At 24.5% G+C, this 24,197-nt stretch carries 23 protein-coding genes; 19 read left to right on the top strand and 4 right to left on the bottom strand.

Translation table 11 applies throughout. The features are described 5' to 3' along the window. Nucleotides 1-26 precede the first annotated feature (26 nt). The gene (locus Q0087_RS06195; RefSeq protein WP_297898817.1) at nt 27-326 is read right to left on the bottom strand and encodes a hypothetical protein; all 300 of its coding nucleotides are present in this window, start codon (nt 324-326) and stop codon (nt 27-29) included. Between the two features lie 149 nt (nt 327-475). Between Q0087_RS06195 and Q0087_RS06190 the strand changes: the two genes are divergently transcribed. After that, nucleotides 476-613 carry a hypothetical protein gene (locus Q0087_RS06190; protein WP_297898816.1) on the top strand — a complete coding sequence of 46 codons (138 nt, stop codon included), beginning with the start codon at nt 476-478 and terminating at the stop codon, nt 611-613. 242 nt (nt 614-855) lie between these two features. Here the strand turns inward: Q0087_RS06190 and Q0087_RS06185 are convergent, their stop codons facing one another. Further along, nucleotides 856-1,929 (bottom strand): 7-cyano-7-deazaguanine synthase, encoded by a 1,074-nt coding sequence (locus tag Q0087_RS06185; protein WP_297898815.1) that lies wholly within the window; start codon nt 1,927-1,929, stop codon nt 856-858. Nucleotides 1,930-2,475: 546 nt separating this feature from the next. Here Q0087_RS06185 and Q0087_RS06180 point away from each other — a divergent pair. From Q0087_RS06180 to Q0087_RS06150, 7 genes are all read left to right on the top strand, one after another. Beyond that, on the top strand, nt 2,476-3,081 hold the full coding sequence (locus Q0087_RS06180; RefSeq protein ID WP_297898814.1) for an acyltransferase: 606 nt from the start codon (nt 2,476-2,478) through the stop codon (nt 3,079-3,081). A gap of 465 nt (nt 3,082-3,546) precedes the next feature. Continuing rightward, on the top strand, nt 3,547-3,711 hold the full coding sequence (locus tag Q0087_RS06175; RefSeq protein WP_297898813.1) for a 4Fe-4S binding protein: 165 nt from the start codon (nt 3,547-3,549) through the stop codon (nt 3,709-3,711). A gap of 52 nt (nt 3,712-3,763) precedes the next feature. Further along, nucleotides 3,764-4,945, top strand: coding sequence for an NAD(P)/FAD-dependent oxidoreductase (locus Q0087_RS06170; protein ID WP_297898812.1), 1,182 nt, complete (start codon nt 3,764-3,766; stop codon nt 4,943-4,945). 435 nt (nt 4,946-5,380) lie between these two features. After that, complete coding sequence (locus Q0087_RS06165; protein WP_297898811.1) at nt 5,381-6,880, top strand: DUF2193 domain-containing protein; 1,500 nt, start codon at nt 5,381-5,383, stop codon at nt 6,878-6,880. A gap of 130 nt (nt 6,881-7,010) precedes the next feature. After that, a complete protein-coding gene (locus Q0087_RS06160; protein WP_297898810.1) occupies nt 7,011-7,781 on the top strand; it encodes an MIP/aquaporin family protein in 771 nt (256 codons plus the stop codon). A 464-nt stretch (nt 7,782-8,245) separates the two neighbouring features. Beyond that, complete coding sequence (galE, locus tag Q0087_RS06155; protein ID WP_297898809.1) at nt 8,246-9,277, top strand: UDP-glucose 4-epimerase GalE; 1,032 nt, start codon at nt 8,246-8,248, stop codon at nt 9,275-9,277. 502 nt (nt 9,278-9,779) lie between these two features. Beyond that, the gene (locus Q0087_RS06150; protein WP_297898808.1) at nt 9,780-10,658 is read left to right on the top strand and encodes a transglutaminase-like domain-containing protein; all 879 of its coding nucleotides are present in this window, start codon (nt 9,780-9,782) and stop codon (nt 10,656-10,658) included. Between the two features lie 108 nt (nt 10,659-10,766). Here Q0087_RS06150 and Q0087_RS06145 read toward each other — a convergent pair whose 3' ends face one another. Both Q0087_RS06145 and Q0087_RS06140 read right to left on the bottom strand, forming a co-directional pair. Further along, entirely contained in the window at nt 10,767-11,912 is a 1,146-nt protein-coding gene (locus Q0087_RS06145; RefSeq protein WP_297898806.1) for a TIGR04083 family peptide-modifying radical SAM enzyme, read from the bottom strand. A gap of 56 nt (nt 11,913-11,968) precedes the next feature. Next, nucleotides 11,969-12,133 (bottom strand): TIGR04165 family Cys-rich peptide, encoded by a 165-nt coding sequence (locus Q0087_RS06140; protein ID WP_297898805.1) that lies wholly within the window; start codon nt 12,131-12,133, stop codon nt 11,969-11,971. Between the two features lie 827 nt (nt 12,134-12,960). On the opposite strand from Q0087_RS06140, the gene Q0087_RS06135 reads away from it, so the two are divergent. The 11 genes from Q0087_RS06135 to Q0087_RS06085 all read left to right on the top strand — a co-directional run bounded on the left by Q0087_RS06135 (nt 12,961) and on the right by Q0087_RS06085 (nt 23,987). Further along, entirely contained in the window at nt 12,961-14,391 is a 1,431-nt protein-coding gene (locus Q0087_RS06135; protein ID WP_297898804.1) for an MFS transporter, read from the top strand. 369 nt (nt 14,392-14,760) lie between these two features. Further along, nucleotides 14,761-15,744, top strand: coding sequence for an ATP phosphoribosyltransferase (locus Q0087_RS06130; protein ID WP_297898803.1), 984 nt, complete (start codon nt 14,761-14,763; stop codon nt 15,742-15,744). A 178-nt stretch (nt 15,745-15,922) separates the two neighbouring features. Then, nucleotides 15,923-16,570 (top strand): orotidine-5'-phosphate decarboxylase, encoded by a 648-nt coding sequence (gene pyrF, locus Q0087_RS06125; RefSeq protein WP_297898802.1) that lies wholly within the window; start codon nt 15,923-15,925, stop codon nt 16,568-16,570. A 587-nt stretch (nt 16,571-17,157) separates the two neighbouring features. After that, complete coding sequence (cbiM, locus tag Q0087_RS06120) at nt 17,158-17,844, top strand: cobalt ECF transporter S component CbiM (RefSeq protein ID WP_297898801.1); 687 nt, start codon at nt 17,158-17,160, stop codon at nt 17,842-17,844. Between the two features lie 60 nt (nt 17,845-17,904). Further along, nucleotides 17,905-18,201 (top strand): energy-coupling factor ABC transporter substrate-binding protein, encoded by a 297-nt coding sequence (locus tag Q0087_RS06115; RefSeq protein ID WP_297898800.1) that lies wholly within the window; start codon nt 17,905-17,907, stop codon nt 18,199-18,201. A gap of 131 nt (nt 18,202-18,332) precedes the next feature. After that, nucleotides 18,333-19,007: a cobalt ECF transporter T component CbiQ gene (gene cbiQ, locus Q0087_RS06110; protein WP_297898798.1), complete on the top strand. Its 675-nt coding sequence runs from the start codon at nt 18,333-18,335 to the stop codon at nt 19,005-19,007. Between the two features lie 457 nt (nt 19,008-19,464). Next, nucleotides 19,465-20,700 carry a DMT family transporter gene (locus tag Q0087_RS06105; protein ID WP_297898797.1) on the top strand — a complete coding sequence of 412 codons (1,236 nt, stop codon included), beginning with the start codon at nt 19,465-19,467 and terminating at the stop codon, nt 20,698-20,700. Nucleotides 20,701-20,888: 188 nt separating this feature from the next. Then, nucleotides 20,889-21,725 (top strand): ATP-binding cassette domain-containing protein, encoded by an 837-nt coding sequence (locus Q0087_RS06100; RefSeq protein WP_297898835.1) that lies wholly within the window; start codon nt 20,889-20,891, stop codon nt 21,723-21,725. Between the two features lie 235 nt (nt 21,726-21,960). Further along, complete coding sequence (gene ribC, locus Q0087_RS06095; protein WP_297898796.1) at nt 21,961-22,419, top strand: riboflavin synthase; 459 nt, start codon at nt 21,961-21,963, stop codon at nt 22,417-22,419. 395 nt (nt 22,420-22,814) lie between these two features. Then, nucleotides 22,815-23,552 (top strand): glycosyltransferase family 2 protein, encoded by a 738-nt coding sequence (locus Q0087_RS06090; RefSeq protein ID WP_297898795.1) that lies wholly within the window; start codon nt 22,815-22,817, stop codon nt 23,550-23,552. Nucleotides 23,553-23,594: 42 nt separating this feature from the next. Continuing rightward, nucleotides 23,595-23,987 (top strand): DUF2304 domain-containing protein, encoded by a 393-nt coding sequence (locus tag Q0087_RS06085; protein WP_297898794.1) that lies wholly within the window; start codon nt 23,595-23,597, stop codon nt 23,985-23,987. Nucleotides 23,988-24,197: the final 210 nt, after the last annotated feature.

The following is a 24,197-nucleotide window of genomic DNA, read 5'->3' as shown; positions in this document are numbered from 1 at the left end:
TTTTTAATGAATAATACATTTAATTATCACATTTCTAATTCATCTAATCTTTTTTCTATTTCTTCATCAGTTAAATCTTCTTCTATTTCATCTTCATCAGTAATCTCTTTATTTTTTTTACTCTTTTTTTTATTAGTATCTTTTTCAGATTTAGATTTTTCTATTTTTAATTTTAATTCATAATTTTCTCTTATTTCCTTTGATAACTTTTCATCTCCCTCAATAATAGGGCCAGTATAGTCACAATCTTTACATTCCCATATAGACCAATTTTGAGGAATTATCCAATCAACATTTTTTGATCCACATCTTGGACATATTTTCATTTTATCTACCTAATCTTTAATATTTTTCATTTTTTTATATTCATATTATTATATATTCTATTACTTAATTATAGAATGTTATATTATAATCTTATAGAATAAGACTTTTTTGGATAATATTATATACAATCAAATACAAAATATTTACTATGAAATCCAATAACACCAATTTAGCTATAGGAATTATTGCTATTATAGCTGGGCTTTTAGTGATTGTTTTCCCTAATATTGTTGCCTATGTAATAGGATTAGTTCTAATTGCCTACGGAGTATTGAACTTTTTATAATCTAATTTATATTATAATTTTTTTAAGGAATTATATTATAACTTCTTTTAAAGATTGTAATATAAATTAATAGATTATAATATGTGGTTGTAAAAGTATATATCAGAAATAACATATTTTTTTATTTTTTATTTTACATTTTTTTATTTTTTTATCTTCTATTCTCTTTATTTTATATTTTCTTTTTTTTTATCTTCTATTCTTTTTATTTTATATCTCTTTATTTTTTATTTCTATAATTTTTATTTTGTATTATAAAAACTCCATATTAAATCAAGTGCTTCACCAGGTTCCAATGCACTAGATCTTGTTTCTCTAAGTATTCTTTGTATTGAAAATTTTTTGAAATATGGGTATTTTTTATGTGATTCATGTAAAAGAGGACAACCAAATCCTTTTATTTTTTCTAAGTTATATTCACTCATTATTTGTTTTATCTCTTCTTTTCCTATTGATAAAGTGGCAGGTAAATTTAGCCTAAACATATATTGATCTTTTTTTTCTGAATTATTATACTTTGTAATACATTGGGATCCTGTGGAAAGCATATCTCCAAAAATTACTAGATTTATATTCTTATCTTCACCATATTTAAATAAAGCAGCTTGTGTTTCTTTTGAACATCTTCCACAGGGATGAAATTTTCCCTCCAATGAATTTTTTATTATTTCATTATAATCTATATTTATATATTCATGTTTAACTGAAATTTTTTCACATAATTTTTTTATATTATGTTTAAATTGATTAGGAAGTATTATTGTTCCAGGATCGACTGTAACTGCTATTGGATTAAAACCCAATTTTTTTGCTATTACTAATGAAAAGCTACTATCAACTCCTCCGGATAGTGCTACTATAGCTTGATTTTTTTGATTATCCTCTTCATATTTATTTTCATCAAAAAATTCATTAAAGTTGAAGCTATAAATGTTTTTTAATCTCTCTTCTAAGGTGTATTTTAAATTATTAAGAGTTTTTATCATTGTTCTTGATATATTGTTTTTTTTCTGTTCTTCTATGAACGAATTAACTTTATTTAATGATAAATCCATCCTATACTCTTTTATTAAATAATCAGAATAACTTTCAACATGTATTTTATTAATTTTTAACTTTTCTCTAAGTTTACCTACAACCCATCCACCTTTTCCAATAATAGCTGATTTTTCAGGGCGATCAGGAGTTATAATCCACAATTCATCATTTTTTTCATCATATATTATTTTTTTTATATTAATTTCAGAATCTTCATGTCCAATTTCTTTTCTTATATCTTCAATATTATTTTTAATATTATTTTTTATTATTTTCAATGTTTCACCGTTTTAAGTTTTGAAAACATTCTAATAAAATTATAAATAGTTTATATTATTTTTTGTTTGAAATTGCTGATTTTCTTTTGAAAATTCAATATTATCGTATAATCTTATATACTTAAATAGATATAATAGTTTATAATAATTATTTGGATATAAAATTATGTTGGATATAAAATATTAATATTACATAAATTAATTAAATATTATATAAAATATTTGAATTATATATAAAATAATTAAATAATTTATAATAAACTTGTAATATATCTATAAAAAATTCAATATTGATTTAATAATATTTTTATTAGAATGTTAATTGATATAATTTATGTTTATTATAATTAATTAGCTTAATTTAAAGTATTAATTTAAATTATTTATTAATATTATTTAGTAATGTAATTTGTTTAATGTTTAGTTGTGATGATATTAGTATAATATTTTTTGGTTAATAAAATTAAGAAGAAAAGTATAATTATGATAAATAACATATTATTTATGCTATGATATTTATTAATATTAAAATAGGAGTTTAATGAAATGGCTAGCTTATTAGGAATTTTTAATGATGATAATGATGAATTTTATCAAAAACTAGCTAAAGAAAATATTAAGCTTGGTATTAATTATAAAAGATTCAGTAAACCTCCTGTTTTTGGAAAAAATCTCCTCTTACGTTCTAATACCATTATTTATAATGATGTTGTTATGGGTGATGACTTTAAAACTGGCCATAATGTAGTAATTAGGGAAAACACTAATATCGGTGATGATGTTTTAATTGGAACTAATACTGTAATTGAAGGAAATTGTACCATTGGATCTAATGTTAGGATTCAATCTAATGTTTATATTCCTACAAATAGTGTAATTGAAGATAATGTATTTGTCGGTCCATGTGCTTGTTTTACTAATGATCGTTATCCTGTCAGGGTGGAATATGATTTAAAAGGACCTCAGATTAGGAAAGGTGCTTCTGTAGGAGCTAATACTACTTTTCTTTCAAATATTGAAGTTGGTGAGGGAGCTATTGTAGCTGCTGGAGCAGTTGTTACAAGGAATGTGCCGTCTTTCTATTTAGCTATTGGTGCACCAGCTAAAATTAAACCATTACCTGACCATTTAAGAGTTCCTAATATTCTTTAATATTATTTTTTTTCTTTTGTATAATTTTTATAATTAATTATATTATATACAATTTATATACAAATTTTTAATATATTTTATTTCTTATTTTTATAATTTTATATATTATTAAATTATATTATTATTATTATTATTATTATTATTATTATTATTCTATGTGATATAGTTAAATTTTTCATTAATATTGCTATTTATTTATATTGTACTGAAAGAGTAATATTTATTAAGGTAGTTAAATATAAAATAATAAAATAATGTTTTTGGCATTGTTTTTATATTTATTTTTCAAATTAAATAATTCATTCTTCTTGATTGAATTATGATTTTTCTTAAATGATTTTTTTTGTCAAGTTAGATAATTATTTTAAATTATAATTAATATTAGATATAAAAACATGTTGAATATAAAATTATGTTGTATATAAAATTTATAGTAATTACAATTATAGTTCATAAGGAGATAAAATGATAGTAAAAGATTGGTGTATGTTCTGTGGAGAATGTGCGGGAGTTTGCCCAAGGAATTTAATTGAAGTAAAAGAATCTGCTTTAATTTTCGATGAAAGTGAATGTAGAGATTGTAGTACTTGTGTCAAGGTATGTCCGGTCACAGCACTAGAAAAAGAATAGGATAATAATATATTTAAAATTATTAGATAATATTTATTAGGTGGATACAAAAATGATTAAAACTGATGTATTAGTAATTGGGTCTGGACCTGCAGGATCATCAGCAGCTAAACATGCTGCTTTAGGAGGAGCTAAAGTAATAATTGTTGATAAAAAATCTGAAATAGGTGCTCCAAAACGATGTGCTGAGGGAGTTTCAAAGGCAGGACTTGCAGATTTAGGAATTGAGCCAAATAATCGTTGGGTTACTAAGGAACTTGATGGTGTACGTTTAGTATCTCCAAATGGGACTGATGTATGGCTAACATCTGATGAAATCGAGCTTCCAGAAGCAGGGTATATTTTAGAAAGGAAAATTTTTGATAAATATATGGCAATGGATGCAGCTAGGGCTGGAGCTGAAATTAGGATAAAAACACTTGCTCACGGTATGAGAAAAGAAGGAGATGCTTATGTTGTTACCTGTGAACATATGGGTGAGTTATTTGAAATAAAAGCTAATATCATAATAGCTGCTGATGGACCAGAGTCTCGTGTAGCTAGATGGGCAGGGCTTAAAACAGCTACTAAAGCAACTAACATGGAATCCGGTATCCAATTTGAAATGGTCGGAGTAGAAATGGAAAAACAAGATGTTATTGAATTTTATTTTGGTAGTGTTGCTCCAGGAGGTTATGCTTGGATTTTCCCTAAAGGTGATGATATAGCTAATGTTGGTCTTGCTGTAATAACTAATGATACTGATAAGTCTCCTTATGAGCATCTTAAAGATTTTGTAGCTAATTGTCCTGCTACTAAAAATGCTCAAGCAGTTGAATTTAATATCGGTGGAGATCCTGTTGGTGGAATGCCAAAAAAAATATATGAGGATAATATTCTTGTATGTGGAGATGCTGCAGGCCAGGTAAATCCTTTGACTGGTGGAGGAATCATTAGTGGTATGAAAGGAGGAATGCATGCAGGTATTGTTGCTGCTAATGCAATATCTGATAATGATTTTTCAGAAAAAAGATTGAAAGAATATGATTCTAATGTTAGGGATGATATAGGTCATGAAATTGATAAATATTTAAAAGTAAAGGATTATGCTCTATCTTTATCTGATAAAGAACTTGATTCTGTTGCAGATGCTTTCCAAGACATTAAATTTGAAAAAGTGAGTACTACTGAACTTGTAAAGAATTTAATAAAAGTCTCTCCTAAGGCATTACTAAAATTAGGCAAATTATTATAGTATTTAATTATATTAATTGATTTTTAATTTCTTTTTAAATATTAAATATTTTTTTTCTTTTATTTTAATATATTATATTTATTTTCCTCTTATTTTATTATTAGGTATTTTTTATTTTTTTATTTTGGATATTAAACATATTTATTTTCTTTTACTTTGGTTAAAAATTATTTTTAATAAATTTTTTTATTAATCTCTATTACTAATTTTAACACATAATAATTCTTTATTTATTTATAAATATTTTTTATTCTCTTTTTTTTATTTTTTAAGATTTTATATGAATTTTAACTAAATAAATTTCTTATTTGTAATATTTTTTAATTATTTAATAATAATTTTTTATTAAAAATAGTCAAATATATATCAAAAGATGTATAAATAAAAATACACATTTGCATTATGAATTTGACTCTATAAAGATGAAGTGAATCTATGTTAGAACTTTACAAAAAAATGATAAGTGAAGCTATAGCTGCTCAAAGAGCAGATGTTAGTACTGTTAAAAAAAATAGGGGAAAAGAGTTTAAAATTAAAGATGCTGAAAGTTATGTAAAAGTAGCTGGGGATATGAAAGCTATTGATGGTCAAGCACAATCAGTAATTGATCTTCATGTTAACTCTGTTAATACACACTTTAACACATTAAGTAGTTTAACCGACACTGTTAGGCCTGAAGATGATCCATTTGTAGAACATTATCAGACACCTGCTATTCTTGAAATTCTTTGTGAAGAAGATGAAGATTTTGAAAAAAGTTTAAAAACCTTTATATCAACTATTGATGATTGTGAATCATTAATTGGAAAAGAAGTTATTAGAAGATATGGTGGTTTTTATGGTCCAACTTGTGTAGTTGATTTTGCACTTATTCCTGGAAGTACTAGTAATGTAGTTAATCAGATATTATTAGAAACTAATATTCCCGATATACATAAACAAGCTATTTTAGCTGCTAAATCATGGGGAATGAATACTTCATACGGTGTTGGAGAAGTATTTTCTAATGAGCTTGAATCTGGCAGTACTGCTGGAGAAGCTGTAAAAAAAGAAATTGATATGATTAAAAAAATTTATCAAACACCAATTGATGCTCAAGCTGATTTAATGGATAATGCAGGGCATACTTCATTTGATGTTCGTAAATATATGTCAAAATACAAAAAAGAGATGAGAAATACTACTATTAATGCTATTGAGGATGGTGTTCATTATGCTAACATTGTAACTGTTCCTGCTTATTGTGTAGGTGATATTTCTCACCATATAGCTCAATCAACTTATAATATGTGTAAAGATGATATGATTATGGGGATAATTGAAGCTACTACTGATGTTATTGATAACACTTTAAATTCAAATATCAATAATTATAAATCAGAGTTTGATGTTTTATCATTAGCTACTGGTTCTTCTGCAGCTGCAGTTGAATATATTCTTGAATTAGATGGTTTTAATGCTCCAATGATTGTCGATCTTTTGACAAAACGTTTCCATAATTTTGTACAGCAATTCCCAACAAGAGGGGCTGCTGCAGAACTCCATAATTGTGATTTTATGGATATGATATATAGGGGATGGGGTTATACTGATAAAGCAAGAAGATTAAGAAGTAGTGAAAAAGAAAATTTAACTCCTGTTGTCAATGGTTTTAAAGTTGATCTTGATCCAATTAGAAATAATGAAATAGTTATGAATCCACAAAGATATACTTATCCTGCATGTGCTATTTCTGTTAGATTCTCTTCATTAATGAGATTAGCAGATTATCCATGTCTTTTAACTAGTGAACCTGTTACAGCTACATTAATGACTAATATTATAGCTCTACATAAAGATAATCCTGCAGCTCCAGTAAGAGGTTGTAAAAATTGTGCTTCAGCAGCTCTTGTAGATTTCAGACATCATTACTGTCAATGGAGAGAAGCTGTATAATATCTAAATTATTGATAGTTTAATTTAAAATATATTTTTATTAATTTTTCATATTTTTTTCTATGAAAAATGAAATTAGACTATGGGTTATTTTTTTATTAAATATTTCATATTTAATTGGAGGTATTTTATGACCTGTGGAATTGAAAAAAAAGTTTTGGCTGAATTAATTGGAACTTTTTTATTAGTATTTTTTGGAACAGGTTCTGCTGTTGTCACGCTGTTAATTACAAATACTTTTGATCCAAATAATGTTGGTATTGGGGTGCTTGGAGGTCTTGGTGATTGGATAGCTATTGGTTTAGTTTTTGGACTTACTGTAATGGCTTGTATTTATCTTTTTGGAAAAATATCTGGTGCACATTTAAATCCTGCTGTTACTATCGGTCTTTTGGTTACAAAAAACATATCGTTAGGAGATTCTTGTTATTATTTTGTTGGACAATTTATTGGTGCAATACTTGGAAGTTTAGCTCTTTTAGCTACTTTAGGTATGCAAGCTGTTACAATTGGTGGATTAGGTGCTACTGCTCCAGGTTTAGGGGTTAGTTATTTTCAAGCCATATTTGCAGAATTTATTGGTACTTTTTTCCTGATGTTAGTAATAATGGGGGTAGCTGTGGACAGAAAGGCAGATCCTGGATTTGCAGGGATTTCAATTGGTTTTACAGTTGCAGCAGTAATTGCAGTTTTAGGAGCATTTACAGGGGCTTCAATTAATCCTGCCCGTACTTTTGGTCCATATTTAGTTGATTTATTAGCTGGAGGTACAAACTTCTGGATTTATTATCCTATTTATTTAGTTGGTCCTATTTTAGGTTCAATTGTAGCGGCATTGGTATACTCTTATATTGCGAAAGGTACTGATGTTTGTGAACTACCTCAACCATTCCAAGAATAATTTATTAAATAATTTTTTTATTTTATTTTAAATATTTTTATTTATTTTTTTAATTATTCTATAATTATTCTTTAATTATTCTATAATTATTCTTTAATTATTTTTAATTATTTTTAGTTATTTTTAGTTATTTTTAATTATTTTTAGTTATTTTTATCTATCTCTTTAATTTAACTATTAAAATTTAAAATTTTTATATAAACATCTATTGTTTATAATATAATTTTTTTATAAATAGTTTAATATTTTTTATTTTATCATAATGATTTTTAAAATATTATTTTTTTAACTTTTTAATTATAATATGATAAGTTATATAATAAAAGAACAACAAATCTTAATATTAATAATAAAATAATTAAAATTACTAATTATTTAATTTATAATTGGTATGGAAAAATTAGTATATTTTAATATTTTAATAAATTTTCAATATAAAATTATAAAAATTAGGTGTAAATTGAATGATTCTAATCACTGGTGGTGCTGGATACATAGGGGCTCACGTCAACAAAGAACTTCATAATGAAGGTTATGACACAGTTGTTTTAGACAATCTCTCTTCTGGACATAAATATGCTGTTAATTGGGGAGAGTTTAGAGAGGGTGATATATCTAATATAAATTTCATTGATTCTATATTCAATGAGTTTGATATAGAGGGAGTTATGCATTTTGCAGCATTTACTTCAGTAGGAGAATCTGTTAAATACCCTGCTAAATATTTTAAGAATAATTATAAAAATACTTTGAATTTATTGAAGGTTATGAGAGAAAATAATGTAAATAAATTTATATTTTCTTCAACTGCCTCTGTATATGGTATTCCTAAAAATATCCCAATTACTGAAAATGATATTTTAAATCCAATTAATCCCTATGGAAAATCTAAATTAATGGTTGAACTTGCATTAGAAAGAGAATTAAAGTTAAATCCTAATAATTTTAAATATTCTGCTCTTAGATATTTTAATGCTTCTGGTGCAGATATTGATTGTGATATTGGGGAGGATCATAATCCTGAAACTCATCTTATTCCTCTTATTTTAGATGTAGCTATGGGAAAAAGAGATAAAATTAAAATATTTGGTGATGATTATAATACTCCTGATGGAACATGTATAAGAGATTATATTCATGTAAAAGACATCGCACAGGGACATATAAAAGCATTTGAGTATCTTAATTCATTTGATAATTTAGATTCTAATTCAAATCCTAATACTAATTCAAATTCTAATCTTAATTCTTTAACGAATATCTTTAATCTTGGTAATGGTAATGGTTTTTCTGTTAAAGAAGTTATTGAAACTTGTGAAAAAATTACAGGAGAAGAAATTAAAAAAGAAGTTGTTGATAGGAGAGAAGGTGATCCAAGCATATTGATAGCGGATTCTAAAAGAGCTTTTGATATTTTAAATTGGGATCCTGAATATTCTGATTTAGAAAAAATTGTTGAAACTTCTTGGAATTGGCATAAAAAATGTTTTAAATAATATTTTATTTTATTATTTAATGTGATTGGACCTTATTTTCATTGAATAAGAAGTCGGTGATAATATTTATTTAAATAAAGCTATTTCAAATAATTTTAATTCTTTAAATATCCTTAATATAATTAAAATAATTCTTTTTTGTTTTATAATTATTTTTCTTTGTATTAATACTTCTAATGCTGAAGAATTAGAAAATACAAATTTTGAAAATGGTATTATTTCTAATAATACTATTGGTGATATTAAATTAGATAATAGTACTAGTAACATTAATAATGTTAATAGTAGTAATAATGATAATAATACTCTAAATATAACTGTTACTCCTAAAAAAGTTGATACTTATTCTCCATCTGCTTCAATATCTAATTATAATACAAAAAATAAACCTAAAAAATTATCTCAAGGAAATATAATTATTGCTTCTAAATATATTAATAGATATATTTATCTGCATGGTAAGCTACCTAATTCTGTTAAAATTGCAGGATATAAATATTCGATGCCTGAATTTCTTTACCTTGTTTCAACTGCAATTAAATATAAACATTTAAATAATTTATCCTCAATTAAAGTTAAATATGACATTAATGATCCTCAAAATATTCGTGGTGCATCTATTTTAGGTTATATTTCCAACAAAGAGTTTTATATCACAGTTAAAAAAGTAATTAGTTATATTGATTATTATAATGTTGGACCTAATTATATTTCAACTAAAATTAATTATAAAGGTTCAGATAAAGTAGTAAAAATTCAATATCAGCTAATAATATTTTTATTCTCTAAATTTATATCAAATGATAAAATTCCAAATAGTTTATTTTTAAATATTAGTTATTCTAATCCTATATCCAATTCAATTCCAATATACAATAGAGAAGGGACTAAAAATCATTTAAATAATAAGTATAATGGAGAATCATTAGTTAAATACTTAAAAGCTTCTAAAAATTGTCAATCAAATAGTGCATATGTAAAAAAATTATCTAAAAAAATCACAAAAGGTTGTAAAAGCAAATTACAAAAAGCTAAAGCAATTTTTAATTGGGTTAGAGATAATGTAGTATATACTTCATACTATAATACTAAATATGGTGCTAAGAATGCTTTAATAAATAGAAAGGGAAATTGTGTTGATCAATCTCATGCATTAATATCTCTTTATAGGGCTTCTAAAATACCTGCACGTTATGTTCATGGATATTGTAAGTTTGTAAGTGGCCACTGGTATGGGCATGTTTGGACTCAAGTATTAGTTGGTAAAGTATGGTATGTTGCAGATGCATCAAATTATGAATTGAATGGTTTTGGGCATGTTAATAATTGGAAATATAATAGCTATAGTTTATATGGTAAATATAGTAGGCTAAATTTTTAATTTAATATCTAACTATCAATTTAATAAATATTAATTTTTTATCTTTTTAACATTAAATCCATAACACTATATTTTATCTTTTTAACATTAAATCCATAACACTATATTTTATCTTTTTAACATTAAATCCATAACACTATATTTCTTTTTTTGATTTTTATTAGATGTATTAGTACTTCCCATTAACGGAGGCATTGAAGTTTTTAAAAATTCTTTATTTGCCCTATCACTAACTTCTTTAAATATCATTTTATATGCTGTACATTGTGGATCAACAGATTCAGTAGTTCCATTCGCTACAATACCATTATATGGACAACCTCCTCTACAAAATTTTATATATGTACATTTTGCACAGTCAGTATCTACAAATTCTTTAAAACTTTCAAGTTTTTTCCAAGCTTCACTTTCTTTTAAATCTTCCATACTAGGATTATCAGAAACATTTCCCATTACCCAATCTTCCATACCATTAAAACGATAACAAGGATATATTTTTCCATCATGTCCAATAGCTAATGTATCACCCATACAGTCTGCGAAAGTACATAGTGTTCCTCTTCTCATAAATGAACTTTTACATATATGGTCAAAATCTTTTATTTCAATTTTGTCAAGATCATTTAAATATCTATCTAAAAGACTAATAAGTAGATTTCCATGGTCTTCTTGTGATAATGCCCAAGGGTCTGCATTATCTCCCCTCATTGATGGAAGAGCTGCATGAAGTTTAATATTATAACCATTTTCTAAAAAGAAATCATATACTTCTTTTTCATAATCTTTAGAATATGAAGTAAATGTACATATAAAACTTACTTTAACTCCATTATCTGTGGCAATTTTGTATCCTTTCATAGTTTTATCAAAATAACCTTTTCCTCTTTGATAATCATTAATTTCACGAGGCCCATCAATACTTGTACTAATAGCTACATTATATTTAGCAAATAATTTGGCTAATTCATCATTTATCAACCATAAATTACTTTGCAATGAGAAACCTGCTTCTTTATGTGTTGTAGCATTTTTAAGCATAGGCAATGCTTTTTTATAAAATTCATAACCTGCAAGTAAAGGTTCTCCTCCATGAAATGTGAAATGGACATAATCATCTCTAAATCCATCAAGCCATGTTATAATTTGTTCTATTATTTCAATATCCATTATTCCAGAATTTTTCTTAGATCCCCAACAATATTCACAGTTTGATGGACAATCAAGAGTAGGAATTATCATTACATGAAAAGTCATAATTTCACTATTTTTTTATGGTTTATTTTAATTATTTTTGGATTTTATTTTGAACATTATTCTTTTTCACTGTCCTTTGTTTCAAAAATATGACCACATTTGTCACATACTATAGATTTCATTTCTGCATGAGCTCTATGTTCATCCAACATTTTTCTTTCAACAGTTTTGTCTTTTGAACCACATTTTGGGCATTCTGCTAATAATTGTTCTAACTTCATATTATTATTTTTATATTTATAATTTAAATAAATTTTTGTAATTTTATTTTTATGAATCTTTTATTTATTTTTAATTTACATGAATTATTTGTTTTATATGAATTTGTTATTTATTTTTGTTTTATATGAATTTGTTATTTTTTTTACATTAATCTATTTTTTATATTAATCTTTTATTTTTTCATCAATTAATGGATAGACTATAAACTGGTATATTAGACACGAATTGATAAAATTTATAAAACTAATTATGGGGGGATTTGTTAATTTTATTTTTTTCTTTTATCCCTTATATATAATTTATTTTATTATATTAAAATTATTAATGATTTAACTTATCTTAAACATTTTATTTATTTAATAGCCAATTTTTAAATTTAGGTTTTAATTTTTATAAGAGTATTATTGGTTATTAGAAGAAATTCTAGGTTAACTTTATATAATATAATTTATAAATAACATTTTGTAATTATTAATAATGATAAATATGAATTATATTAATTTTTATATTAATAATATTTTTAATTGTTCTGATTTTAATTATCAATTTTTAGATAATTTATTTTTATAATTAATTACTATCTCTTCATATTTTTATTTATTTCATATTATGACACTATTTATAATTACATTTTAAATATAACATATATTTATTACTAGATTATTAAATATAATATGGATTAGTAGCAAAATAGATTAATGAACTAATATTATTTTTTGTAATTTAATATTATTGATTATTTTATTATATAATTTTTATTATCGGCTATTTCCTTATATAATTTTAATATTATGGTATAAAATTTAATATAAATAAAGGTATTTTTATGAGTTCAAGATTAAAAAAATCAAAATATATTGAAGTTGAACATAAAATTCAGGGTAATTTGTCTAAGAATAAATATATCTTGATAATAACAGCATTGTCTTATTTTTTATGCGGTTTTTCAGTATCAGTAATATCTGTTGCATTACCAACTATGGCTCGAGATTTTGCAGTTAGTGCTGTGGCACAAAATTGGATAGCAATGGTCTTTTTTCTAACAATAGCTATCTTTTCTCTACCTTTTGGAAAAATATCTGCAAAATTTGGACTCAAAAAGACTTTTTATATGGGATTAATTCTTCTTATAATCGGATCTTTTGGGGTTTCTATTTCTAACTCTTCTGACCTTTTAATAGTTTTTAGGGCTTTACAAGGGTTAAGTGTTGCAATTTTAAATGTTTCAACATTAGCTATTGTAACTGAATCTTTACCTCAAAATGAAAGAGGTAAAGGAATAGGAATAATCACTTCTATTGCATATGTAGGACTAATAGCTGCTAATGTTGTTGGTGGGTTTCTAACTAATAATTTTGGTTGGAGAAGTGTCTTTTTAGTTGTAATACCATTTTTAGTCATAACAATTTTAATAACATACTTTAAAGTTCCTAATGAATGGATACTAATAAAAAATGACAAATTTGATTATGTAGGGGCACTAATTTTTGGATTAGCTATTTCATTTTTAACTTATGGATTTACAATAATGCATACTTTTAATGGAATAGGCTTACTATTTTTATCTGCAATATTATTCATAATTTTTGGAAAATGGCAATTAAAAATTAAGTTTCCTCTATTCCCAGTAAATGTTTTAAAAAATAAAAAATTTACATATGCTAGTATTGCGGCATTATTATGCTCTTTTTCAACATTTGTAGTTACTTATATTGTTGATTATCATTTGCAGTATATAAATGGGGTTGATCCTCAGACAACAGGTCTGATTCTAATGTTAGCACCAATTTCGATGGCTATATCCACATTTTTCGCTGGAAGATTTTCAGATAGGGTTAATCCCCAGTTAATTGCAAGCTTTGGTTTATTTATAGCATTCATATCTTTAATAATTTTAACTCTTTTAGATCAAAATACTCCAATATTGGTAGTTATTTTAGCTATTATTCTTGAAGGTCTTGGTTATGGAATATTCATATCTCCAAATACAAATATTGTTGTAAGTTCTCTTCCAGATAAATTAGCATCAATTGCATCAGCTACAGTTTCAACAACAAGAGTTATAGGGGAAACTTTGAGTTTAGGGATGTTGACTGTTACTTTTGCAGTGATTATGGGATCTCTTCAAATAATTCCTAAATATTATCCTCTGCTAATTGAAAGTTCACAAATAGTATCCCTTTTACTAGCTGTAGGTTGTTTATTAGCTATAATTTTTTCTTTGATTGGGGTAAAAAATTTAAAATTCGAAATTTAGAATTTAAAATTTAAATATAAAAAATTTAAAAATATAATATAGAAAATTTGAGAATTTAAAAATAGAGCTTTTTAAAACTTTTATTTTATTTTATTTTATATTATATTATTATTTTTTATAAAAATCTAATTTTTTATAATATTTTTATAATATTTTTTTAATATATTTTTAAATAAAATTTATCTATAAATTACTTTTTTTTAATATTTTTTAAAATCATTTTTTTTGAGATGGTTTTTATTTATAAAAATTTATATACTTTATAAAATATAATTTATATTCAATTTAATTTTTATTAGATTTGTATTAGATATTTTATATTAAATATTAGCTTATTAATTAATTTTTTTAGAAATTTGGGTAGATTTTATGGAGATTATAATAGGACTTCCTAAAGGAAGTTTAAATAATGTAAATAGAGGAAATACCTATCAACTTTTTAAAGATGCTGGGTATGAAGTTCGAGGATATGAACCAGGTAATGAATCTTATGAGATTAATATTATCAATGATGATGAAATTAAGGCATTTTTAACTCGTCCTCAAAGTACACCAGTTGAACTTAATAGAGGAATGGTTGATATTGCTATTGTTGGTGAAGATTGGGTCAAAGAAGAATCTGTTTCTCATGAAGGAGGAATAACAAAAATAGGGGATCTTGATTATGGTCAAACTCGTCTTATAGTTGCTGTACCTGCAGATTCTCCTTATTTTTCTTTGAGTGAATTCTTTAGACTTAATAAAGATAGAAATACTCCAATTTTATGTTTTACTGAATATCCAAATCTTACTCGTAAACATATCATGGAAAATGATGGTTATAAGGAATTATTTGGGGATTCTGTTCCTTTGGTTCAAGTTAGAGGTTTAGTTGATGGTGAAAATGACATGGTCCAAATAATCAATTCTGATGGAGCAACTGAAGTTTATATTGCTAAAGGCGCGGATTTCATAGTAGATAATACTCAAACTGGGAGTAGTCTAAAGAAAGCAGGTTTAGTTGAGCTTGAAACAATTATGCATTCTTCTGCAGGCCTTTATGCAGGTTCTAATTGTGTTGGTGAAAAGTTAGAAAAAGCTAAAATGATTTTTGAACAACTTTATGGTGCAACAACTGCTAGAAAATATTTTGATGTTAAATTTAATGTTAACAATGATATGGCTTTAGCTGTAAGTGATTTTTTAGTAAATAACAATTATTGTTCTGATGAACCTACAATTAATACTGGAAGCAAATTTTCTCAAATTAATGTCCTAATTGAAAAAAATAAGTTTCCTGAAATGTTAAATGGGATAAAAGATTATAATGCATCTTCAATTGTTAGGAATGATGTTAAACAATATGTTAAATAATTATTAAATTATAATTTGAGTAATTTTATATCAAATATAATATTATATAGAATATAATTTTATATCTACTTAATATATATCGATTATAATTTTATATCAACTATAATTTTATATATGCTTAATAATTATATCGACTATAATATTATATCAAATATGAATACAATAATGGATGTTTTTTATGAATGTTAAAAATAATATAATTTTAGCTATGGATTTAATGGATATTTTAGAAGCTTATAAAGTTGTTGAAGAAATTTCTGATTATATTGATACAATTAAAATTGGATATCCATTGACATTGGCTGAAGGAATCAAATCTATTGGTATTTTTAAGGATAATTTTGATTTTAATGTTATTTGTGATTATAAAGTAGCAGATATTCCTGAAACTAATTCAAAAATTGCTGATTTAACTTTTGATGCTGGAGCAGATGCATTAATAACCCATGGTTTTGTGGGTAAAGATAGTGTTAATGCATGTTTGGATGTTGCTAGTGGGTATGGTAAAGATATTTTTCTTTTGACAGAGATGTCGCATCCTGGAGCAGAAATGTTTCTTCAAGAAGTTGCTGATGATATAGCAAAGATGGGAATCGAAATGGGAATCAAAAATTATGTTGCTCCTTCAACAAGGCTTAATAGACTTTCGGAAATTAGAAATATTGTTGGTAAAGACTCTTTTATAATATCTCCTGGTGTTGGTACTCAAGGGGGGAATCCTAAAGATACTTTGAATTATGCTGATGCTTTAATAATTGGAAGATCTATTTACAATTCAGAAGATCCTAGATTAGCGGTTGATAATATTTTGAATTCTTTGAAATGATTTTTTATCAATTTTTATTTTTTATTTTTAATAAATTTCTATTTTAAATATCTTTTTATTTTTATTACTCTAATTTTTTAAAAATTTGCAATAATTTTATTATTTTTAAATATATTTTATATATAAAAAATTCATTATTTTTAATAAAATTTATTATTTTTTACTTATATTAAAATATTAACTTGTTATTATTATTATTATTATTATTATTATTATTATTATTATTATTATTATTATTATTTGTTTATAAATAATATTCATTAGTACAATTTTAATAAATTAATATAATAATTTTATTTTTTAATATGCTCTATTAATCTATATAATTATAATTTTTTTAATTATTTTACCATTATTCCTTTTTATAAAATTATTATTACTCTATTTTTCCATTTCGTTTAATTTAATTAAATTTAGCTTGAAAAAAATCAAAACATTTAAATAATATACTGATAAATTACTATTATCAAATAAACTTTATGCATATTCAAGTTTATTTTATATTATATGAGGTAGCCAATTAATATTAATTATAATTAATTTGGTTATAAATTTTTATTTATTAAAATAATATGGAGAGATAATTTATGCACATTATGGAAGGATTTTTACCACCACTTTGGTGTGCTTTTTGGTATATACTTTCAATTCCAGTAATTGCTTATGGAATTATACGTATTAAAAAAGTAACTGATGAAACACCAGAATCTAAATCACTTTTAGCGGTTAGTGGTGCTTTTATGTTTGTACTTTCGTCATTAAAAATGCCTTCTGTTACTGGTAGCTGTTCACATCCTACTGGTAATGGTTTAGGCGCAGCAATATTTGGACCTGCTGTAACCGCAGTTCTTGCTACAATTGTATTATTGTTTCAGGCAATACTTTTAGCCCATGGTGGTCTTACTACTCTTGGAGCAAATGTATTTTCTATGGGTATTATAGGGCCTCTTGTAGCATGGACGGTTTATAAAGGTTTTATGAAGTCAAATTTCTCATCTGCGGTAGCTATATTCTTCGCAGCATTTTTTGGAGATCTTTTTACTTATATAACAACCTCATTCCAATTAGCTATGGCTTTTCCAGAGCCTACTTTCCAAGCAGCTTTTACTACATTTTTCGGAATTTTTGCCATAACTCAAGTTCCATTAGCAATTGCTGAAGGATTATTGACTGTTGTTATTTGGGATCAACTAACAAAATATAAACCAAGATTACTTGAAAAATTGAATGCTTTAAAAGTTAAATCTAACTCTAAAGTTTCAGGAGATAGTTAAATATAATAGCTAAATTTAAGGAGCTAAATTTAAAAGTGCTAAATTAAATGAAGTGATATTATGAGTACTAGAAATAGAGATATAATTTTGTTAATCCTTGTAGCTATTATTGCTATAGTTCCAATGGTAATGTATTCTGGCCTCGGGGAGGATCAAGGCTATTTTGTCGGTTCTGATGATGGTGCTAGTCAAGTTATTGAAAAACTCGGTTATCAACCATGGTTTTCTTCCTTTTGGGAACCTCCAAGTGGTGAGATAGAAAGTTTGTTATTTGCACTTCAAGCTGCAATTGGTGCAATAATTATTGGTTATTTCATTGGTTACTGGAGAGGTACTTCGAAATATGAGAAAGAATGATATTAAAATAATTATTATTGATTATAATAATTATTAATATTAATCTATTAAATTATATAATTATTTTAATTATTTAATTATTTTAATTATTTAATTATTTTAATTATTTAATTATTTTGTGGGTTGTTAAATTGGAAATTGATTATATTGCACATGAAAATAATTTGAGAAATGTTAAAAGTAGCTATAAGTTTATAGCTTCCATTTCCATAATGATTTTTGCTTTAGTAGTCAATATGCCAATTGTTTCTCTTTTTATAACTTTTGTAATTGGAATTTTTTTACTTTTAGTGGCTAAAATTCCTTTTAAATTTTATATTAAATTCATTTCTATACCTTTTGGTTTTGCTTTAATAACATGTATTTTCATGGCATTCTTTTTTGGTAGTGGTCAGATATTATTTAATACTGGTATTTTTGGTATTGTTATAAGAGAAGATGCATTATCACTTGCAATAACCACATTTTGTAGAACATTGGCTTGTTTTTCTGCTCTTGGACTTTTATCTTTAACAACACCAATAGCTGAGATATTAAACGATCTTGGCAAAATAAAAATCCCAAAAATATTTATTGAGATTGCTTTATTGATGTATACATCTATTTTTGTATTTTTAGATCAGATAAAAATAATGACAAATGCTCAAAAAACAAGAATGGGGTATAATGGATTTAAAAATTCTTACAGGTCTTTAGGTCTTTTGATATCCAATTTATTTTTTAAATCTTTAGATAAAGGTGAAAAATTACAACATGCTTTAGATTCTAGAGGTTATAATGGAGAATTACCTAAATATAAACCTTAATATATATCTGATAATTAATTTTGATTTAAAAGCTTTTTAAAGATATGTTACTAATAATTAATATTATTTAATATTATTTAAAATATTAATTGATTATTTATTATTTGATAATATATTCAATTAAATAAAAGAATATCTAAATAACAATATTTTATAAAAATACAAAATACTTTATAAATCAATAAAATTTTATTTTTTATTTATTTAAAATACTTTATTATATTTTAATAAAATATAAGTAATAACAGTTTATAAGAAAATTTAAAAAAAGTAATACTGCTAAATAATAATAAATTATGGAGTTAATTGTTTTATATATCTATTCAATAGTTAATGTATAATATATAAGCCGATAATTAGTTATATTCTTAATTATTTTTATTTAATCTATTTAATCTATTTAATCTATTTAATTTATTTAATTTATTTTGGTTTAATGTAAAATATTGGTGAAAATTTGAATTTCAATAGATATTGGATATTTTTAGGATTATTATCTGGTTTGTTATTTGGTATTGCAACACCATTTAGTAAAATTCTTTTAATTAATTTAAATTCCTTTCAATTAGCAGGTTTATTATATTTAGGTTCAGGGACTGTTATTGTCCCTACTATAATAAAGAAATTATATAATAATTTAAATTATAATATAAATAAAAGGGATATTAATAAGAATAATGCGATTGATAATGAAAATGATAATAAGAATAATAAGAAAAATAATAAGAAAGATAATAAGAATGAGAATAATGAGGATAATAAGAATAATAAGAATAAATATAAGAATATAAATGAAAAAATTATTAAAGAATATTTATTTAATCTTGGATTTGGTAAAAACTTTTTAAAAATATTACTAATAGTTATTTTTGGCGGGATATTAGGGCCTTTATTTTTAATGATGGGTCTTTCTTATAATAGTGCAAGTTCAACAGCAGTTTGGCTAAATATGGAACTTGTAACCACAGCAATTTTAGGAGTAATTTTTTTCAAAGATAATTTGGATAAATTTGCAGTAATTGGATTGATTTTAACATTTTCAGCAGGATTAGTAGTCTCTTGGAATAATTCGTTTGGAAACTTATTCTCTATAATTTTTATAATTTTAGCTTGTTTTTCATGGGGTTTAGATAACCAACTCACTTCTATTGTTGATGGAGTTTCTCCAGAATTCATTACATTTGTTAAAGGTATTTTTGGAGGAGGAATTAATTTAACTATTGGCTTATTTTTAGCTCATCAGATTTTATCAATAGAATCAATATTTTTTGGTATAGTGTTGGGGATAGTATCCTATGGATTGAGCATTGTTATTTTTATTAGTTCTGCTCAGAATCTTGGGGCTACTAGAAGCCAAATTTTATTTTCAACTGCACCATTTTGGGGTATTTTATTTTCTCTATTTATTGGTGAACCAATAACATTAAATTTGATTATAGCTAGTTTATTATTAATTATTGCAGTATTAATTACGAATAATTTGGTTCATAATCATTATCATTCTCATAAAAAAATTGAGCATATTCATCTTCATTCTCATGATGATAATCATCATAATCACAATCATAATATTGATAACCCTGAGTGTTGTGATAAATCTAAAAATAAAAAACATAGTCATATGCATCATCATAATGAAAAATATCATAAACACAATCATTTTCCAGATTTACATCATAAACACACTCATTAAAATTAGTAATTTTATTAATATTAAAAAATATTATAATAATAAGGGTATTATTGTTAATAGACTCATTATTATTAATTCTTTAAATATTAATCATAAATTTGAAGAATAATGTTTTAAATTTTAATTTTAAATAATTATATATGTAAATAAAACATAATTTATAACAATTAATAGGTGGACTAATGAATATTATAGAAGCTAAGAATATTACTTATTTATACTCTGATGGTACAAAAGCATTGGATAATATTAATTTCAAGGTAGAAAAAGGTCAGATTGTTTCATTACTTGGTAAAAATGGTGCTGGAAAATCTACACTTTTTCTACATTTTAATGGAATTTTTGAACCAGAAAATGGTGAAGTACTTATTGATGGTGAAAAATTAGAGTATAACAAAAAAGGTTTGCTTAAAGCAAGACAGAAAGTGGGAATTGTATTTCAAAATCCTGATGACCAACTTTTTGCACCAACTGTTGAGGAAGATGTTGCTTTTGGTCCACTCAATATTGGCTTCTCTCAGGAAGAAACAAAAATACGTGTTACAGATTCACTTAAACGTGTTGGGATGGAAGGCTTTGAGAAAAAACCTCCACATCATTTAAGTGGTGGGCAAAAAAAGAAGGTTGCAATTGCTGGTATATTAGCTATGAATCCTGAAATTATGGTTTTAGATGAACCAACTTCAGGATTGGATCCTAAAGGTGCTTCTAAAATGCTTAAATTATTATATGAACTTAATAATCAAGGTATGACTATTATTATATCTACTCATGATGTTGATTTAGTCCCTCTTTATTCTGATAAGGTTAATATTATTAAAGAGGGTAAAATTATTAAAGAAGGAACTCCTCATGAAGTATTTGATGATATTGAATTAATTAGAGATGCAGATTTGAGATTGCCTAGGGTAGCTCATCTTTTAGAAGTTCTAGAAAAGCAAGACAATATTAAAATTTCTAATTCTTATCCTTTAACTATTGGTGAGGCACGTAAAGAACTATTAAATTACTTAAATGAAAAATAATTTATAATATTAATAAGTTACATAGTAATAGTTATATTCATAATTAGATTAGAGTTAAATATTAATAATTTTAACATATTTTAATTTTATAAAAAAATAATTAATATGTTAATAACTAGTATACTAATAATTAATAACTAAATAATTAATATAATAAATGATTATAATATTAATAGTAATTATAAAAATTCATTTATAATAAAATTATAAATAATTATTTTTAAAAGGTGTATAAATGCGAATTGGTATTTGTGATACTACTTTTGCCCGTTTTGATATGGGCGGAGCAGCTATTGATGAGTTAAGATCTAATGCAACTGATTTAAAGATTGTTCGTAAAACTGTTCCTGGGATTAAGGATCTTCCTGTGGCTTCTAAAAAACTTATCGAAGAAGAAGGCTGTGAAATTGTTATGGCACTTGGAATGCCAGGTCCTATGGAGAAAGATAAGACATGTGCCCATGAAGCTTCTACAGGCCTTATTAGTGCACAATTAATGACAAATACTCATATTTTAGAAGTTTTTGTCCATGAAGATGAAGAAGAGAAGGATAATCTTTTAAAAGAATTAGCCGAAAATAGGGCAAGGGAACATGCTCAAAATTTAATAAAAATGATGTTAACTCCTAAACAAATGCAAAAAGAAGCTGGAATGGGAATGAGAGAAGGTAAAGAGGATGCAGGTCCTTTATAATCAAAATTAAAATTTTATTTTATCTTAATTTCTAAATTTTAGCATATTTTAAGTTAATTTTATTTAAAGTTAAAAACTGGTCTATGGGAATATTAAAAATAGTAATGTATTTATATAATAATATTTATATAAAATTACATAATAAAGTGAACACTCTGTAAAACAAATGTCTAATAATTCTATTGATTATTTAAACAAAACAAATTAAAATAAATTAATAAATCTAACTAATAACTTTTGTCAATAAGAGGTTTCATATAATTTTTTAGCTAATATAACTAATATATCTAATATAACTATTAACTAATGCATATAATATATCTAATATAACTATTAACTAATGTATCTAACATAACTACTATAACTAATTATATATCTAAAGTGGTATATCTAACATGATAAATAAAAACACAGATTCTAATCACTATAATACTAAATTAAACAAAAAATATACTGATGGGATATTTATAGTAATTCCTGCTTTTAATGAAGAAAAAACTGTTGGTCCAATTATAGAAGAAATTGTAAAATTGGGATATATGGCTGTTCTTGTTGATGATGGTTCTAAAGATAATACCTTTAAAATAGCTAAATCTTATAAATCTAAATATCCAAATAATATATTTTTATATCAACATGTTATAAATAGGGGCTTAGGAGCTGCCTTAAAAACAGGTATGACTGGAGCATTGATACATGGTGCAAAATTTGTTGTTACATTTGATGCTGATGGTCAACATGCTATTGAAGATATAGCTAAAGTATCAGAACCATTAAAAAATGGAAAAGCTGATGTTGTTATTGGATCAAGGCCTTTTGAAGATATGCCTAGCTCTAAAAATTTTGCTAATACTATTATGAATTTTATTACTTTTGTATTTTACAAAACTAAAGTTAAAGATTCACAATCTGGTCTCAGAGCTTTTAAAGCAGAAATTATTCCTAAATTAAGTTTATTGTCAAGAGGTTATGGCGTGTCTTCAGAATTTATAAGAGAAATCAGAAAAAATCGTCTTAAATTAGAGGAAGTTACTATTACTACTATTTATACTCCTGAAACTCAGGCAAAAGGGACTAATGCATTGGTAGGGCTTAAAATTTTATTTAAGATGATAATTGATATATTTAAATAATTTTTTAATAATTGATTTAAATTTTTTATATATGTTATTTTAATGGAAGGTGTAATAATTTTCGGAGATATAAAGTTATTTCAGATATTAGTTGTAATTATAGCTATTTTAGCAATATTATTAGTTTTTAATAGATTTCATAAGAAAAAAACATCAGTTACTACTTTTGTTTTATGGGTATTATTATGGATTTTACTCGCCATATTTGCAATAGTTCCTGAATCAAGTACTAAAATAGCTAGTGTTATTGGTATTGGTAGAGGTTTAGATTTAATAATAATTTTTGGTGTTATTGGTTCTTATTATTTAATATTTAGGGTTTATATGAAACTTGAAAAATTAGATCAAGATATAACTGAATTAGTAAGAAAAATTTCAATTGATAAAGAATTAAATTATGAATTAGAATCAAATGATGAAAAAGATGAAAATTAATATTTTATAATATTGATTCTAATTCGTTTTATTTTACAATTTTTATAATTTAATTTTAAATTTTTATAATAATTATATTCAAAAATTTGATTTTTTATAATTTTTTATTTTTATATTCATTATATAGAAAAAGATATTAATAATAAAATACATAATGTATTATAATAAAATTTTTAAATAATCTATTTCTCTACTATTTTTAATAGATTT

Source organism: uncultured Methanobrevibacter sp. (genome assembly GCF_937881195.1).
Lineage (GTDB): Archaea > Methanobacteriota > Methanobacteria > Methanobacteriales > Methanobacteriaceae > Methanobinarius.
Note: the sequence above shows the minus strand (reverse complement) of the source record. Positions and strands in the feature narration are given on the sequence as shown.